The 16208-nt window shown below is 60.2% G+C and carries 13 protein-coding genes and 1 tRNA gene; 1 reads left to right on the top strand and 13 read right to left on the bottom strand.

Going from position 1 to position 16208, the window contains the following annotated elements; translation table 11 throughout:
- Positions 1 to 98: 98 nt before the first annotated feature.
- The 8 genes from polA to DCC27_RS03180 all read right to left on the bottom strand — a co-directional run bounded on the left by polA (position 99) and on the right by DCC27_RS03180 (position 9760).
- Positions 99 to 2957, bottom strand: a complete 2859-nt coding sequence (gene polA, locus DCC27_RS03220) for a DNA polymerase I (protein WP_371682200.1) — start codon at positions 2955 to 2957, stop codon at positions 99 to 101.
- 32 nt (positions 2958 to 2989) lie between these two features.
- Positions 2990 to 3352 carry a monovalent cation/H(+) antiporter subunit G gene (locus tag DCC27_RS03215; RefSeq protein ID WP_110098271.1) on the bottom strand — a complete coding sequence of 121 codons (363 nt, stop codon included), beginning with the start codon at positions 3350 to 3352 and terminating at the stop codon, positions 2990 to 2992.
- The gene (locus DCC27_RS03210; protein WP_110098270.1) at positions 3352 to 3630 is read right to left on the bottom strand and encodes a monovalent cation/H+ antiporter complex subunit F; all 279 of its coding nucleotides are present in this window, start codon (positions 3628 to 3630) and stop codon (positions 3352 to 3354) included. The genes DCC27_RS03215 and DCC27_RS03210 overlap by 1 nt, the downstream gene beginning before the upstream one ends.
- A 6-nt stretch (positions 3631 to 3636) precedes the next feature.
- Positions 3637 to 4143, bottom strand: coding sequence for a Na+/H+ antiporter subunit E (locus DCC27_RS03205; protein ID WP_210403483.1), 507 nt, complete (start codon positions 4141 to 4143; stop codon positions 3637 to 3639).
- Positions 4140 to 5807 (bottom strand): monovalent cation/H+ antiporter subunit D family protein, encoded by a 1668-nt coding sequence (locus DCC27_RS03200; RefSeq protein ID WP_168186066.1) that lies wholly within the window; start codon positions 5805 to 5807, stop codon positions 4140 to 4142. Before DCC27_RS03200 ends, DCC27_RS03205 begins: the two co-directional genes overlap by 4 nt.
- Positions 5804 to 6289, bottom strand: a complete 486-nt coding sequence (locus tag DCC27_RS03195) for a sodium:proton antiporter (protein ID WP_110110100.1) — start codon at positions 6287 to 6289, stop codon at positions 5804 to 5806. Before DCC27_RS03195 ends, DCC27_RS03200 begins: the two co-directional genes overlap by 4 nt.
- Complete coding sequence (locus tag DCC27_RS03190; protein ID WP_168186065.1) at positions 6286 to 9204, bottom strand: DUF4040 family protein; 2919 nt, start codon at positions 9202 to 9204, stop codon at positions 6286 to 6288. Before DCC27_RS03190 ends, DCC27_RS03195 begins: the two co-directional genes overlap by 4 nt.
- Before the next feature lie 471 nt (positions 9205 to 9675).
- Positions 9676 to 9760 (bottom strand) — tRNA-Leu (locus tag DCC27_RS03180).
- A gap of 163 nt (positions 9761 to 9923) precedes the next feature.
- Here DCC27_RS03180 and DCC27_RS03175 point away from each other — a divergent pair.
- Positions 9924 to 10565 (top strand): ANTAR domain-containing response regulator, encoded by a 642-nt coding sequence (locus DCC27_RS03175; protein WP_110098266.1) that lies wholly within the window; start codon positions 9924 to 9926, stop codon positions 10563 to 10565.
- Between the two features lie 15 nt (positions 10566 to 10580).
- Here DCC27_RS03175 and pyk read toward each other — a convergent pair whose 3' ends face one another.
- The 5 genes from pyk to trpC form a co-directional block, all read right to left on the bottom strand.
- Positions 10581 to 12083: a pyruvate kinase gene (gene pyk, locus DCC27_RS03170; protein WP_110110097.1), complete on the bottom strand. Its 1503-nt coding sequence runs from the start codon at positions 12081 to 12083 to the stop codon at positions 10581 to 10583.
- Between the two features lie 89 nt (positions 12084 to 12172).
- Positions 12173 to 13171, bottom strand: a complete 999-nt coding sequence (gene lgt, locus DCC27_RS03165) for a prolipoprotein diacylglyceryl transferase (protein WP_110110096.1) — start codon at positions 13169 to 13171, stop codon at positions 12173 to 12175.
- Between the two features lie 16 nt (positions 13172 to 13187).
- On the bottom strand, positions 13188 to 13991 hold the full coding sequence (gene trpA / locus DCC27_RS03160; protein ID WP_110101036.1) for a tryptophan synthase subunit alpha: 804 nt from the start codon (positions 13989 to 13991) through the stop codon (positions 13188 to 13190).
- A complete protein-coding gene (gene trpB / locus DCC27_RS03155) occupies positions 13988 to 15301 on the bottom strand; it encodes a tryptophan synthase subunit beta (protein ID WP_110110095.1) in 1314 nt (437 codons plus the stop codon). Before trpB ends, trpA begins: the two co-directional genes overlap by 4 nt.
- Positions 15302 to 15374: 73 nt before the next feature.
- Positions 15375 to 16205: an indole-3-glycerol phosphate synthase TrpC gene (gene trpC / locus DCC27_RS03150; protein WP_110110094.1), complete on the bottom strand. Its 831-nt coding sequence runs from the start codon at positions 16203 to 16205 to the stop codon at positions 15375 to 15377.
- Positions 16206 to 16208: the final 3 nt, after the last annotated feature.

The following is a 16208-nucleotide window of genomic DNA, read 5'->3' as shown; positions in this document are numbered from 1 at the left end:
CGGCGCACCTGATAATCTTACGGCATGACGTTGTCAAGGTCAATGTGACAACACGATCAATTCCGCAGTATTGCGCGGAACATGACGTGCTCTGCACCTTAGTGGGCTGCTTGCTGCCAGGTGCGTCCGCGCCCGACTTGCACATCCAGGGGCACCGAGAGCTCGGCGGCCTGCGACATTTCTTCCACCAGAATTGTTTCGGCCCGTTCCCGTTCTGATTCTGGGACCTCAAGAATCAGTTCGTCGTGGACCTGCAACAGCATCCGCGTGTTCATCGATTCCTCGCGGAGTCGCCGGGCGACACCGAGCATCGCGACCTTGATCAGATCCGCGGCCGAGCCCTGAATCGGGGCATTCAGCGCTGCGCGTTCTGCCATATCCCGCAATTGGCGATTATCGGACTGCAAGTCTGGCAGATAGCGACGTCGCCCCATCATCGTGGAGGTATAGCCGTCGTTGCGGGCTTGTCTGACCACCCCACGCAGGTATTTTTGCACGGAGCCGAAGCGCTGGAAGTAGGAACTCATCAGCTCGCGGGCCTCATCAACCGGAATTCTGAGCTGTTTGGATAGCCCGAAGGAACTCAGACCGTAGGCCAGACCGTAGGACATCGCTTTGACCTTGTCACGCATCGCAGTGGTCACCTCTGCGGGACGGACATCAAAGACCTGGGAGCCGACGAACCGGTGGAGGTCCTCACCCTCCTGATAAGCCTGGATCAATCCGGCATCCTCGGACAAGTGGGCCATGATGCGCATTTCGATCTGCGAATAATCCGCTGTCAGCAGTGTGGTGGGTTCATCGCATCCGGGAATGGTCCCGGCCTGGAAAATGTCGCGAATACGTCGACCGGTTTCAGTGCGGACCGGAATATTCTGCAGGTTCGGGTTCAGGCTCGACAGTCGCCCCGTCGCCGCCGCGGTCTGAGAGTAGGTGGTGTGGATGCGCTGATCGGTAGCCACCGAATCGAGCAGACCCTGCACGGTTTGTTTCAATTTGGTGGCATCTCGATAGGCCATCAGGTTGTGCAGAAAGGGGTGATCGGTCTTGTCCAGCAGATCATTGAGGGATTCGGCATCAGTGGAGTGCCCGGTTTTCGTTTTACGAGTCTTGGGTAGATTCAACCGGTCGAAGAGCACGGTTTGAAGCTGTTTGGGCGAGCCCAGGTTCACCGGGTCACCGTCGATGGATTCCCGTGCTCGGTCTTCGGCGGCCTGAGCCTGATCACTAAAGACTTCCAGGAGCTCGTGGAGCTTATTGGTATTGACCGCAACCCCGGTTTCTTCCATCACGGCCAGCACTCGGGAGAGCGGAATTTCCACCTCGGTGACCAGCTGATGCGCATCGCGGGCGATCAGCTCGGGGTACATGACTTCGTGGAGTCGGATCAGCATCGACCCGGCCTGACCCAGATAGGTCTGCATTTCCTGGCTCAGTGCTGGCTCGTGAGTCTCCCCCAGATCGAGCTCACCCTGTTTATTCACCGGTGCTGTTTTGGGCACCTCGAGCGTGGTGTTCAGATACGTCTGTGCTAGCGCTGGCAGATCGTAACCGCGACGGTCCGGCTGGAGCACGTATCCGCAGAGCAGGATGTCGTCGACGACCTCGGCAATGTGGTGGAGGTCTTGGTCCTCGTTCAAGGACTGCGTGAGCACCTCGGTGGCGCCACCGGCTTTGATCAGTGTTTTCAGGTCGTAGACCACTTTTTGGTAGGAGCCCGAGAGTAAGAAATCGTTGACTTCGGCGATTAGCTCGGTGTCAGTAGACCCGGAAAGCTCGATCACACCGGCCTGGTCTTCAGTGGCAATAGAGACTGCGGCCACGGTGCCGTAGTCGCCAGGGGCCGGGATTTTGCGTCGGGTGATGACCTCCGGGGCGGTGATCTGGGCGAAAACCCCGAGCGCAGAGCCACCATGGGTGGAGAGAAAATCCCGTAGCTGTGCTGCCTGGGTGATCAGCTCGATGGTGACCTCCACCGAGGCCTGCGCTGAGGAGCCTTCGAGGCCGAGACGTTCATGGAAGACATCGAAAACCCGTTCGCGCACGCGGTTGAATTCCAGGGAATCGAATAAATCGTTGATGTGGTCGTGATCCGGTGCAGACAGCGCGGTGGCTTCGAGCTGAACGGGAAGGTCTAGGTCGCGTACCAGCGCGTTGAGTTTGCGGTTACGGATCACATCGTCGAGGTGCTCGCGTAGCGCTTGGCCTTTTTTCCCCTTGATCTGGTCAGCGTTATCGATCACGCCCTGCAGATCTCCGTATTGTTTCAACCATTTGGAAGCGAAACCGGCGCCAACACCGGGGACACCGCGGAGATTATCGGCTTTTTCCCCGACTAGGGCCGCCAGCTCGGGGTACTGCGCTGGCCTAACCCCGTATTTATCCAGCACCGTTTGGGTGGTCATCGGTGGGATTTCGGAGACACCCTTGGTCGGATACAACACCGCGGTGGTCTCCGAGATCAGCTGGAAGGCGTCCCGGTCGCCGGAGACCACCACGGTGGTCCAACCGGCTTGCTCGGCTTGGGCCGAAAAGGTTGCCACAATGTCGTCGGCTTCGTAGCCGTCGACGGTGATCGCCGGAATGTTCAGGGCCTCGAGGACTTCACCGATCAGATCAATCTGGCCGGAGAATTCCTCGGGAGTTTCTTGCCGACCGGCCTTGTATTCACCGTATTCTTCCGAACGGAAGGTCGGGGTGGAGACGTCGAAGGCGACCGCGACGTGGGTGGGTTGTTGCTCGCGAATCATCGACAGCAACATGGTCAAGAATCCATACACCGCATTCGTGTGTTGCCCGGTGGTTGTGGCGAAGTTCTCTGCCGGTAGCGCGTAGAAGGCCCGAAACGCCATGGAGTGGCCATCGATGACCAACAGCCGGGAGTTCTGCTGGGAGCGCTCCGGGGACGTCACGGCGGAATCCGATGCGGTGGTGCGGGATCTTTGTTGCTCAGTCACAGCTTCCATCCTATCGGTGGGGCGCCGGGTTCTCAGCGGGTTTCCACACTCTCTCCGGTGACGTCGTCTTCGTCCAGCTCGTCAAAGTAGCCGGGGTCCATCCGTACGCCGGTCAGATAACTGGAGCGAGCAATGGCCATCGTGCCGATCGCGGAGGTACCCAGTTGCATGAAGATAATCAGGATGACCTTGAGCGTGTCAACCACGGTGGGTTGGACCAGCAGGCAGCCGACGACCACCAGGATCATGCCCAGTCCCCCGGCGGTACCAACGGCGGAGATGCGCATGAAGGGGTCGGTAAACCGCACCAGGCCCAGGGCTGCGGTGGCAAAAACCAGGGCGCCGAGCACGACGAAGACCTGGCCGAGAACGAAAGAGAAGGTGGTGATATCCATTAGCGTTGCCCCCTGGTGAGTGCTCGACCCAGCGAGATGGCGGAGAGGAATCCGATCACCGAGGCGACCAGCACAATGTCGAAGGTGAACTGACCGCCGAGTCGAACCCCAAAGATCGCGATCAGTCCGGCCACACCGAACATCAGCAAATCCCCGGCGATGGCACGGTCCGCTTCGGTCGGTCCTTTCAACATGCGCCAGGTGGCCACCAGGGTCGAGACGATCAGTAGCGCAAAGGCGATGTCAAGACCGAGGAAATCGAGATTGATCAGGTCCATGATTGGTTACCTCCCGTCCTGCTCGGCCTCGGTGTCATCGGCGAGGGCGCGCTCTCCAGCCTGAACTTCGGGATCGAAGAGTTCTTTGTAGAGTTCCGGACCCGATCTCGGGTGTTCGGGTCGGGGGTAATCGAAACCTTCGGGACGTTTGGCGCGGAGCATATGTTCTTCCATATCCCAGGACCCCTCGCGAATGGCGTCCGCATCTCCGTCGTAGAGCGAGTGCACGTAGATCCACCGCACCCCGTGGACGTCAATGGTGGTCCCCAGCGTCAGGGTTCCGGGGGTGATAGTAATCATTGAGGACAGCAATGTGACTTCGAGTTCGGATTCGCACCGGGTAGGCACCCGGGCGATCCCAGAGTGGGCGTTGAGTCCGGGCGTGAGGTTATCGGCAATCACCGCCCAGTTAGCGACGATCACTTCTTTGATGTACCACACCAACACGCAGATGAACCGGAAGGGCCAGCTGAGGTAGTCACCCACGCTGGCAGAACGTCGGGTCGTGATCATCCGTTCATCACCGCCTCGAGATAGTTGCTGGTATCGAGCAGGCCTTCGGCTGCCATCCCGGACAGGGTCAGTAGCAGCTGTGCGCCCAGGCCCAAGAAGATGGTGAGTCCAGCGAGCACGATCGCTGGTAGCGACAGGTTCCAGCTAATGCGTTTTTTGGGCACGGTCGACCGGTCGGATTCGATAATGGTCATCGACTGCGTGAGAGTCTGGAACTGTGATTCGGAGGCCATATGGGCCAGTTGGGGGGTCCGCGAGTTCGGATCGGAGTAGGCCGAAGCGGTTGAGGCAATAATACGGGTGGCCGAGGGGGTGTTACGCGATTTCGATTTGGTCCGCTGGGCGGATTTTTCCCAGAACATCCCCGACCAGATCTTCAGCATCGATAGAAGCGTAACCAACGAGACCACCACCATCACGACGACCGCGACGATTTCGTCGGCTTCGACCGCTCCAAGGATCAGCAAGAACTTCGCCATAAATCCGGAGAACGGTGGGATCCCGGCCAATGACAGGGCAGCCACCAAGAAGGCTCCAGCCACCCAGGGCTCGGTACGTACGATTCCGCCCAGTGCACCGATCACACCGGTGCCGTAGCGGACTTCCACGGCCCCGGTAGACAGGAACAGGCTGGCTTTGACGATCATGTGGTGCAGCAGGTAGAAGATGCCGGCGGTCAGCCCCAATTCGGTGAACAATGCGACGCCGAGCAGGATGTAACCAATCTGGGAAACCATGTGGAAGGCCAAAATGGTGCGGGTGGTCTTCTCCCCTACCGCCCCGAGCACGCCGATGACCATAGTGAGGCAGAACAGCAATACTCCGACCCACAGAAAGCGGGTGTCGCCGTCGAAAATGACCGCGTACAGCCGGTAAATCGCATAGATGGCGACCTTGGTGTGTAGTCCGGAGAACAGCGCGGTGATCGCCGGTGAGGTGGCCGGGTAGGAACGGGCCAACCAGCCGTGCAGCGGGACGATGGCAGCTTTAATACCCAGCGCCAACAGACACACCGACGCGGCCATGGCCACCGTCCGGTCGGAGGACCCCAGGCTGGCCAGCACACCGATGTTCACGCTCCCGGCGGTGCCGTAGAGGAAACCCACACCGATCATGTACAGCGTGGAGGTGAACAGGTTCAAGGTGACGTATAACCGGGCACCGTGAACGCGACGGGCCGGGGTCTGTCGGTTGGCCGAGAGGACATACAACCCATAAGACGGCAGAAGCATGACCTCAAGGAACACGAAGAGGTTGAACAAATCCGCGGTGAGAAATGCACCGTTGACGCCGGATCCCAGGATCAACACCAGGGGGGCAAAGAACATGGAGTTGGCCGCATAGGAGGCCAGCGCGAACCAGGTACAACAAACCGTCAGGATGCTGGTGACCGTCAGCATCAGGGCCGAAAACATATCGGCCACAAACGGAATGCCGACACCATAGGGCCATAACCCCACCGAGTGGCCCAGCGCATCCGGGTGATCGGGGTGGGCAAAGTAGGCCACCAGGTAGACCGAAAAGGCCAGGATCACGAGCTGGGTGATCATCATCACCCAGGCGTGTAGTTTCAGCCGGTTACCGACCACCGCCAGGGCCCCGCCGACCAGTAGCGGAACCGCGACCATCATCGGCAATAGCATCTCCAGCAGGTTTTGGCTCATTTCTCGCCTCCTGTGGGACGCTGTGTGCCGGCCTGCTGGGACTGCTCAGCGGTTTGTTGGGCCGAGCGGGCTTGGTCGTTGGCCTCTTCCTGGGCGTGCAAGACTTCCAAGGTGTGGGTGGCCGTGCCCGGGATGGTGGCGTCAGAGACCGCCTCTGCTGTGGTGTCCAGAGTCTCGGTGCGACCGGCAGTACGGTCACCTCGGTCACCGGTGACCGCGAGGACGAGCATGAATACCGTGATGGAGAAGGCAATCACGATCGCGGTGAGCACCATGGCTTGAGGCAAAGGGTCGGCGGCCAGTTCGGGGTCAACCTCGCCGAAGGGCTCGTGACGTCGGGACGCGCCACCGGCAGCCATCAGCACCAAGTTTCCGGCGTGGCCAAGCAGGATGAAGCCCAGAATGATGCGCAACATTTCTCGTTTGGTGAACAGGTACACGGCCCCTGCCACAAGGAGGCCAACGGTTAGTGCCAGGGTCATCGTTTCACCTGCCGATCGTGTGAGGGGTTTGCATCAGTGTCTGGTTGCCGGGACCGCGATTCAGTCCGGATCCGCTGTGAGGGGAGCACTCCGGTGGTCGGGTGGGGGTCCGGGGGTGGAGGCAATTGTTGTCCCAGAGCGCCGTCATCGCGGGGTTGATCCATACCCAACAGGTTGAAAGCCATGAGGATCAAGCCCAGCACCGCCAAGTAGACCCCCAGATCGAAGATCAGCGCGGTGTTGAGGTGCAGGCCAAATACATCGGCGTGTAGTGGGGTGAGGAAGGATCCTTCGAGTATGCCCCAGATACCGGTGAGCACACCGACGACCACGCCGGTACCGATCAGCGTGATATAAGGCCAGCGCACAGGAGCGCGTTGATCGGAGGAAGCGACCAGGTACAGCAACGAGAACCCGGCCCCGGCCAGTAGCGCGGCAATGAATCCGCCGCCGGGTTCGTTATGGCCACGGACCAGCGTGACCAGGGAGAGCACCATCATCACCGGGACGGCGATCTTGGTGAAGCTGCGCAGATACGCCAGATTCACGTGAGGATGCGACAGTGGCGAGGTGCTAGAGGCTGCTGATTGCAACACCGGGTCGGGCTTGCGTGAGGTCAACAGTGCCGCCACGCCGATACCGGCCACACCGAGTACCGTGAGCTCGCCCAGGGTGTCTAGAGCACGGAATTCGACGAGGATGGTATTGACGATATTGTCGCCGCCGGTGATCTCAGCGGCTTCGGTGGCGTAATAGGAGCCCACATCAGACAGTTCGCGTCGGCCGGTCAGGGCGAAGACGCCAAAGAAGGCGGCGCCACCAGCGCCCAGGGCCGCGATGGCGGCCGGTAGGGCCTGGCGCAGCGAGGTCGTAGAGAATCGTTGGGGCAACCGTTTGAGCAGTAGCACCATGACCACCACGGTGAGGATCTCGATCAGCAGCTGGGTCAGGGCAACATCGACCGAGCCCAGGTTGAAGAACCACAGCGTGGTGGTGAAGCCGACCACGCCAACAACCACCAGGGCTGAAATGCGGGTTTGGGTTCTGATGGTAGCGAATACACCGACCCCGGTCAGCAGCACCAGTGCCCAGTCCAGGGGCAGATCGAGACCATCGACTTGTTCGGGTAGGTGGCCCGGGAGTGTGAAAAGTCCGATGACGGCCAGGGCAATGACTGCCACAGCGGGCACGATCAGGTGGCGTCCTGGGTTTTGGCCGGAGGTCCAGGCACCCACACGGGCACCGAAGTCTATGAGTCCTTCACGCAGGGCTTCGACCACGCCGAGCCCGGAAATGGGAATCCCGCGCGGAACCAGGAATGCTTCGATCTCTGGCATCTTCCAGACCGCGATCACCCCGCCGATGATGACCAGCACGGATAGCCCCAGGGCGGGGGTGAGCCCGTGCCAGAGCGCTGAGTGGACTTCGGTGTAGCTGCCGACGGCCTCGGAGACAGCAACGGTGGCGAGTTGATCGGTGAGCCCGGGAGCCAGCCCGAGGACGACACCGGCCAGCGAGACAATCATCGGGAAGATCCAGAAGGTGATCTTGCCATCTTTAACGGTGCGGATATCGGCCGAGGAGCCCCGTGGGGTGTTCAGCCAGCCACGGGGTGAACGGTACTTACCGAAGGCGCCCCAGACCAGTCGGCCCGAGTAAGCGAAGGTGCAGATGGCTGCCACGACGATTGCCACGGTCAGGGCCACGTGTAATTCGCCGGGGAGGTTTGTTTCGATCAGTGCGTCGAACAGGGTTTCTTTGGACACGAACCCGAACAGCGGTGGCAGACCGGCCATGGAGGCGGCGGCGACGGTGAGCACGGTGAGAGTGGCCGGCATGTTCACGTCGCGGGAGGCCAGCATGCGCATATCGCGGGTGCCGGCTTGGTGGTCGATGATGCCAACGGAGAGGAATAAAGCGGATTTAAAGAGGGCGTGGGCCATGGTGTGTAGCACCGCGGCGGTGATCGCCAGTGGGGTGCCGATACCGATGAGCATCACTAGATAGCCCAGCTGGGACATGGTGGAGTAGGCCAGCAGTTCTTTGAGGTCGTACCGACGCAGGGCGCCGAAAGCACCGAACAGACACGTGATGGTTCCCAGCAACACCAGCAACAGGGTCCACAGTCCATGCCCGGCCAGTGCTGGCGAGAACAGCAACAGGAGATAGACCCCGGCCTTGACCATCGCGGCCGCGTGCAGGTAAGCAGACACCGGGGAGATGGCCACCATGGAGTCGGGCAACCAGGCTTGGAAGGGGAACTGCGCAGATTTGGTCAGTGCTGCCATCGCCAGCAGTACCACCACGCTGGTGGTGATGCCGGGACGGGTCCAGATCTCGGAGGCTAATACCTCGGTGATCACGGTGGTTCCGGCCGCTACGGTCATCACACACACCGCAGCCAGCAGGCACAGCCCTCCGGCCACGGTGACCAGTAACGTGCGGATGGCCGGCTGGTGGGCATGCGGGCCGGAGCGGGCGATGAGGAAGAAGGAACAGAAGGTGGTGCCTTCCCAGGAGATGTAGAAGACCAGCAGGTCGTTGGACAGTACCAACACCAGCATGGCCAGCGCGAAGGCTGACATCGTCAGATAGAAGGAGACGAGTTTTGTTGAGCCCAAATACCGTGGCGAGTAGAACAGCACTCCGGCCCCGATGAGCAACACCAGCAGAGAGAACAGCAGGGAGAGACCGTTGAGTCGGAGGTGGAAGCCGATTTCGAGCAGGCCCGGGATCCAGGGATAATACTCGATCACCTCACCGCCGGGACTGATGATGTAGGCGCTCATCAACAGGACGGCGGCCGCCAGCAGCGGCAGGCATAATACCCATCCGGCGTTGCGACCGAGCCATTGCGATAATGGGCCGGCGCTGATCACGCCAAGAAGGACCAGGATGACGGAGGCCAGAAGCACGAAGGAAGTTACCTTTATCGTTGGGGGCAGGGATGAGAAAACCTGCAGGAACCGGAATGGCCCGGGCCCCGCAGCGGGGATGGCCATCGGTCTACGTGGGCGGTAACCCGGACAGCATTTGACCCCACTGGGTGATGTGCCCGTTCGTCCCGGAATGCAAAAGCACCCAACGAATAGGAAGGAACCCTGGATGGGAGCGACCGCACTGAGCTGGCTGTGGCATGACTCCCCCTCCGAGTATCAGACTGTGTGTTGGTGTGACGTGTGGGTGCCAGTGATGGTCATTCCGATGATCTATTTTAAACCAGGTGACCTGGAACCTCCAGGTAACCAGCAACATCATCCTTCCCTGCTTGCAGGAGACAGTCAAACACAGGCTGGCCCCGTGTCGGGGTGATGTCATAAAGCACCGATGTAGCACGGGTAGGGTGCGGTGGTAAACGCGGAGAGACCGCTGAGAACAGTGGAGAGTGGTGCCCGAAGTGGGACTCGAACCCACACATCTTGCGATACCGCATTTTGAGTGCGGCGCGTCTACCAATTCCGCCATTCGGGCTGGCACTCGACCCATACTACACACAATTCTGCCTGGGAAAGAAATTCTGAACACGGTGAGAGCGGTGTCTCACGAGCTGGTGAACAGGTTGCGTAGAATAGTGATTCGGTACACATCAGCGGTCGCTTGACCGGGGTCAACGCCACGATGGTTGGAGGATGTTATGACGTCTGAGCAAGACACCGGACAGCTGGGTTTGCCACGCCAGACCCGTCGTATTGTCGTGGCCGAGGACGAGACCATTATTCGACTCGATATTGTCGAAACGCTCGAAGGCCTCGGCTACGAGGTGGTCGGTCAAGCCGAGAACGGACAACGTGCCATTGATCTCACCCGGCAACACCAACCGGATGTGGTGCTGATGGATATTTCGATGCCGGTGGTGGATGGGATTGTCGCAACCCGTGAGATCTGTGCCGAGAAACTCGCTCCGGTGGTGATTCTCACCGCGCTGCCGCAACGGGAGTTAATAATTCAAGCCACTGAGGCCGGTGCAATGGCGTATTTGGTCAAGCCGTTCAAGGAGCAGGACCTCGTACCGGCCATTGAGTTGGCGGCAGCCCGGTTTGATCAAATGCAAGCTTTGGCCAATGAGGTGTCGGATATCACCGAGCGGTTTGAAACCCGCAAAATGGTTGATCGTGCTAAGACGTGGCTGATGGAGACATTGGGACTAACGGAGCCGGAGGCCTTCCGGTGGATCCAGAAGACCTCCATGGACCGGCGACTGACGATGCATCAGGTAGCTGCGACCGTCGTTGAGCAGATGAACTCCAGTCGCGGGGTGCAAGACCCCAAGGACTGAGAGCTCACGGTGGGTTTAGAGCGGTGACCAGCCTGATATCTGATCCATACGGTGACGTGGTGCGGGACTGACCGGTTCTTGACTGGTCTCGACGCTGCCCTCGGAAGTGACATCCCCAAGGCAGTGGACCTTGAGCATATTGGTGGTCCCGGGCTTACCGGGAGGTGAGCCCGCCACAATGATCACAAGTTCGCCGGGTTCAGCGACCCCTTCCCGGATCAGCTCAGCATCCACTTGGGCCGTCATTTGGTCAGTGGAATTCACGAAGGGCACGATCCGCGGTGTGACACCCCAGGTCAGGCACAGCTGGTTGTGAGTCTGGTCGGAGTGGGTGAAGGCATATATCGGCTGTTCGGGACGCAACCGAGACAGCCGATGGGCGGAGTCTCCCGATTGGGTGAAACACACCAGGTTGGTGATTTCTAGCCGTTCGGCGATATTCACGGCCGCCCGAGTCACAGCACCGCCGCGGGTGCGGGGTTTAGAGCCTAGCGGGGCGATGCGTTCCAGACCGTGGACTTCGGTGGAGGTGATGATCTCGGACATGGTGCGCACGGTTTCGACTGGGTATTTACCAATCGAGGTCTCACCCGATAGCATCACAGCATCGGCACCGTCGAGGACCGCGTTGGCACAGTCGGAGGCTTCGGCACGTGTCGGGCGTGGGTTCTCAATCATTGATTCCAGCACCTGAGTCGCCACGATGACGGGCTTGGCCCAGCGACGAGCCATTTCAATGGCTCGTTTCTGGACCACGGGCACATCTTCCAAGGGCAACTCCACGCCCAGGTCACCGCGGGCAACCATGATCGCGTCGAAGGCATCAACGATGTCTTGGAGATTATCAATCGCCTGGGGCTTTTCGAGCTTGGCGATAACTGGGATTCGGCGCTGTTTTTCATCCATGATCTGATGAACCAGCTCGATATCAGCAGCGTTGCGCACAAAGGACAGCGCGATCATATCCACGCCGGTGTCCAACGCCCACCGCAGATCTTCTTGGTCTTTGTCTGTCAGGGCCGGGACATTGACCGCCACTCCAGGGAGGTTGATACCTTTGTGGTTGGAAATCTCGCCTCCGACCATGACCTCACAGATCACCTCGGTATCAGTCACCTCAGTGGCGCGCAACTGAATCTTACCGTCATCGACCAGCAATTGGTCTCCGACCGACACGTCGGCGGGCAATCCTTTGAAGGTCGTGGACACCTTTTCTGCGGTGCCGGGCACATCGTCGATCGTGATGGTGAAGCTCTGTCCAGCGGTGAGCTCATGAGGACCGTTCTCGAAGGTGCCGGTCCGGATCTTTGGCCCTTGCAGGTCGGCAAAAATCGCCACCGGTTGATTCAGGTCCCTAGCCGCCTGGCGGATCGTGTCGTAGGTTTCACGGTGGATCTGGTGGTCACCGTGACTCATGTTCAGCCGGGCCACGTCAACGCCTGCTTCTAGCAGCTGGCGGGTCGTGTGATAGCTGGCGGTCGAAGGTCCGAAGGTGGCGACAATTTTTGCATGTCTCATAGGTTTAACCCTAGGACTGATGAGTAGAGAAAAGAAACGCTTCAGTGACGGATGTTTCGCCGCACTGATGCTGTTGCCGACGCGCAGGTTTAGCTCTCAGATCTGGTGTTGACCCGGGATGATCCCACCGGTTGGGGTGAATCCGGATGCTCGGTGTCTGTAGCGGTCTGTGTGGTGGTATCGGGTGCGCGGCCGGGAAGCCAGACAGTTTCGGCTTCCGCGCGTTTTTCAGCGGTGCGAGGCCGGGTGAAGAACAGGTAGACGAGCATGACAGCGGCCACGACGAACAGCGCCAGAGAAATCCAGGCGTGCAAGCGCATGGTGACACCCAGGATTTCGACGTCGGCAACGTAGTCGGTACGCAGATTCTCGATCACGGTGCGTCCGGCGCCATACCAGGCCACATAGCTCCACAGCATCATGCCTCGGCGTAATTGGAATTTCCGATCGATCAGCAAGAGCACGACCACGCCGAGCAGGTTCCACAACGATTCGTAAAGGAACGTGGGGTGGAACAGCGTATCGGCGGGATAGCCGTTCGGGAAATTGTAGTGGTTGGCATCAACTTCCAGACCCCACGGCAGATCTGTCGGGCCACCAAAAAGTTCTTGGTTGAAGTAGTTGCCCCATCGGCCGATGGCCTGAGCCAGTAAGATGCCGGGAGCCACAACATCGGCGAAGGCAGCAATTTTGTATCCATAACGCCGGCAGGCGATCCAGGCACCCAACGCGCCCATCGAGATCGCCCCCATGATACCGATGCCACCCTCCCAGATGTAGAGGATGCGCACCGGGTCACCGCTCCCGTCGAAACCTGGGCCGAAGAACGGGCCGGGGTTGGTGAAAACGTGGTAGAGGCGAGCTCCGACAATACCAAAGAGCAACGCCCAGATGCCGACGTCGAAGACCGCGCCCTCGGCGCCGTCACGTTTCTTCCAGCGCCTATTACCCAGCCAGAACGCCAGAATGGCGCCCAGGATGATGCACAGAGCGTATGCACGGATCTCGAGGGGTCCTAGCGTGAAGCCGTCCCAGCCGGGGGCCGGGATAGCTGCCAGTGTCTCCCAGGTGCTGATAGTCGACAACATCGGTTCCTACGATTCGTTAGTTGCGAGCAGTACCGGTTGCTAGTTTAGCGGCAAGTTCTCCCACTGCTACAGGACCGTGATCGCGTAAAGCACTCACCAGGGCCGTGCCAACGATCGCGCCATCAGCGTAACGACCAATCTGCTGGATGTGCTCAGGCTGTGAGATCCCCAGCCCCACGCACACCCGCGGTGCCCCCGCCCGGTGCGCACGATCCACCACGCGCTGGGCAGCTTCCGAGACGTGTTGACGGGCTCCGGTCACGCCCATGACCGAGACGGCATAAACGAAACCACGGCTGGAGTTCACGACCAGCTCGACACGTTCATCCGAGGACGACGGTGCGGTGAGGAAGATACGGTCCAGCTCGTACCGGTCACTGGCTGTGAACCATTCGTCAGCTTCTTCGGGCACCAGATCAGGGGTGACCAGTCCGGCTCCGCCGGCTTCGGCCAGCCGACGGGCAAACTCGGTGACCCCCAGGCGTGACACCAGGTTCCAGTAGGTCATCACCACCACGGCCGCATCGGTGGCTGCGGTGACGTCGTTGACGAGCTGGAAGACCTGATCAGTATGGAAACCGTTGTTCAGGGCGTGGGCGGTGGCCTTTTGGATGACTTCCCCGTCCATGACCGGATCCGAGTAAGGCAAGCCAATCTCGATAATGTCAGCGCCGTTGCGTCCCAGCTCGATGGCGGCCTGAATGGAGTCCTGCAGTGTGGGGAATCCGGCCGGCAGGTAACCGATGAACGCGGTACGCCCGGCTTGGCGGGCAGCTTCGATTTTCTCGGTGCACCGGGAGCGAATCTGGTTCCGTGTCATCTGTGCTGTGTCTCCTCGGTATCGGTGCGGTCATCCAACAGGTTGAGGTACTCCGCGGCGGTCGTGACGTCTTTATCGCCCCGTCCGGAGAGATTGACCAGGATGATCTTCTGCTCGGATGCGGGGGTGGATGCAGAGACGAGACCCTGATCGTGCCACCGCTGGGCAAGTTTGATGGCACCGGCGACCGCATGTGCTGATTCCAGGGCGGGCATGATCCCCTCACGACGGGAGAGTTTTAAAAAGGCCTGCATGCACTCATCGTCATTGATGGGCTCGTAGTGGGCTCGCCCGGTGCCGTTCAAGTAGGAGTGTTCCGGGCCCACGCCCGGGTAGTCCAGACCGGCCGAAATGGAGTGAGTTTCCAGGGTTTGGCCGTCGCGGTCCTGCATCAGGTAGGACTTCGCTCCGTGCAGGATGCCCACGTCGCCAACGGTGATGGGAGCCGAGTGCTTACCGGTCTCCACGCCGTATCCGCCGGCCTCAAAACCGTAGAGTTCTACCTCGGGGTCGTCGAGGAATCCGTGGAAGATGCCGATGGCGTTCGATCCACCACCCACACAGGCGGTGACCGCATCCGGTAGCCGGCCGGTGGCATCCAGGATTTGTTGCCGTGCTTCCTCGCCGATGACCCGGTGGAAGTAGTGCACCATGGCCGGGAACGGGTGTGGCCCGGTCACGGTACCCATCAGATAGTGTGTGGTGTCGACGCTGGCCACCCAGTCGCGCAGAGTTTCATTGATCGCGTCTTTGAGTGTGCGGGAGCCAACGGTTACCGGCACCACCGTGGCCCCCAACATGTGCATACGGGCTACGTTCAGGGCTTGGCGACGGGTGTCTTCCTCCCCCATGTAGACGGTGCATTCCATCCCGAACAACGCGGCGGCGGTGGCGGTAGCCACCCCGTGTTGGCCAGCTCCGGTTTCGGCAATCAACCGGGTTTTACCCATCTTCTGGGCCAGGAGCGCCTGACCGATCACGTTATTGATCTTGTGGGAGCCGGTGTGGTTGAGGTCCTCACGCTTGAGAAACACCCGCACCCCGGGCAGGTCCTTGGCAAAGCGCGTCACTTCGGTGAGCAACGAGGGCCGGTTGATGTAGTTGGCGTAGAGATCTGCCAGCTCCGCGGTGAACTCAGGGTCCTCACGGGCGGCGTTAAAGGCCTCGGTGAGTTCGTCCAGAGTTGCAATTAAGGATTCCGGCATCCAGCGTCCGCCGAAAGGCCCGAAGTAGGGACCCTGTTCTTCCCGGTATGGTCCCTGTGGTCCGGTCAGGGACCCCGGTGCGATGTGGTGATCGGCAGTTGTCATACACGTTCTTCTTTCGGGAATATTTTTCGCGTGACCGGCACCATTGACTGGCGAGCTATCCAGCAGCACTCAGTCACGCATCAGTCCTCTCGCCAGAGACACTGGTGGCACGGAAGTCACGGATCGCATCTGCGGGGGTACCGTGTTTGACCAGCGCTTCCCCTACCAGCACCGCATCGGCTCCGTGGCGGGCATAGTCGGCCACATGCTCGGGGCCAGTCACCCCGGACTCGGCTACCCGGACAACGTGTTCGGGCAGGTGTTGGGCCAGCTGAGCGTAGTGGGTGCGATTGACCTCAAGAGTTTTCAAATTACGGACGTTGAGACCGACGATCTTGGGTGCGATCTCGTAGGCACGCTGAATCTCATCGACCGTGTGGGTCTCAACCAGCGCGTTCATTCCCAGTTCATGGGTGAGGTCAATGAAGTCTTTCAGTTGCGCATCGTCGAGCGCCGCCACAATGAGCAGGATGAGATCAGCCCCGTGTGCCCGCGCTTCATAGATTTGGTACTCGTCAACGGTGAAGTCTTTGCGCAACACCGGAACATCCACCGCCGCTCGAACCGCGTCCAGGTCAGCCAGTGTGCCACGAAAGCGACGCTGTTCGGTCAGCACCGAGATCACCGCGGCACCCCCATCCTGATACCGGGTTGCCAGCTCAGCGGCAGCCGGAATCTCAGCCAGGGACCCGGCAGACGGTGAAGCGCGCTTGATTTCAGCGATGATCCGGACGCCAGTGGGGTCGTTGCGACCGTTGACCAGGGCTTGATGGGCGTCGCGAGCAGCCGGTACAGACACAGCATCGCGTTGGATTTGAGCGCGGGAGACGGCACGGATGCGCTCATCGATGTCCTCGCGGACCCCGCGGATGATCTCATCCAGAACGGTACCGGTACCACCCATAGC

Source organism: Auritidibacter sp. NML130574, from assembly GCF_003185725.2.
GTDB classification, from domain to species: Bacteria; Actinomycetota; Actinomycetes; order Actinomycetales; family Micrococcaceae; genus Auritidibacter; species Auritidibacter ignavus.
This window is presented reverse-complemented; position numbering and strand designations above follow the sequence as displayed.

Excerpts from the sequence above, each read along its gene's own strand:
- trpA (WP_110101036.1), bottom strand. The coding sequence starts at position 13,991 with ATGACACGGAACCAGATTCGCTCCCGGTGCACCGAGAAAATCGAAGCT.
- trpC (WP_110110094.1), bottom strand. The coding sequence starts at position 16,205 with ATGGGTGGTACCGGTACCGTTCTGGATGAGATCATCCGCGGGGTCCGC.
- DCC27_RS03215 (WP_110098271.1), bottom strand. The coding sequence starts at position 3,352 with ATGGATATCACCACCTTCTCTTTCGTTCTCGGCCAGGTCTTCGTCGTG.
- DCC27_RS03175 (WP_110098266.1), top strand. The coding sequence starts at position 9,924 with ATGACGTCTGAGCAAGACACCGGACAGCTGGGTTTGCCACGCCAGACC.
- DCC27_RS03200 (WP_168186066.1), bottom strand. The coding sequence starts at position 5,807 with ATGAGCCAAAACCTGCTGGAGATGCTATTGCCGATGATGGTCGCGGTT.
- lgt (WP_110110096.1), bottom strand. The coding sequence starts at position 13,171 with ATGTTGTCGACTATCAGCACCTGGGAGACACTGGCAGCTATCCCGGCC.
- DCC27_RS03195 (WP_110110100.1), bottom strand. The coding sequence starts at position 6,289 with ATGACCCTGGCACTAACCGTTGGCCTCCTTGTGGCAGGGGCCGTGTAC.
- pyk (WP_110110097.1), bottom strand. The coding sequence starts at position 12,083 with ATGAGACATGCAAAAATTGTCGCCACCTTCGGACCTTCGACCGCCAGC.
- DCC27_RS03205 (WP_210403483.1), bottom strand. The coding sequence starts at position 4,143 with ATGATCACGACCCGACGTTCTGCCAGCGTGGGTGACTACCTCAGCTGG.
- DCC27_RS03210 (WP_110098270.1), bottom strand. The coding sequence starts at position 3,630 with ATGGACCTGATCAATCTCGATTTCCTCGGTCTTGACATCGCCTTTGCG.
- trpB (WP_110110095.1), bottom strand. The coding sequence starts at position 15,301 with ATGACAACTGCCGATCACCACATCGCACCGGGGTCCCTGACCGGACCA.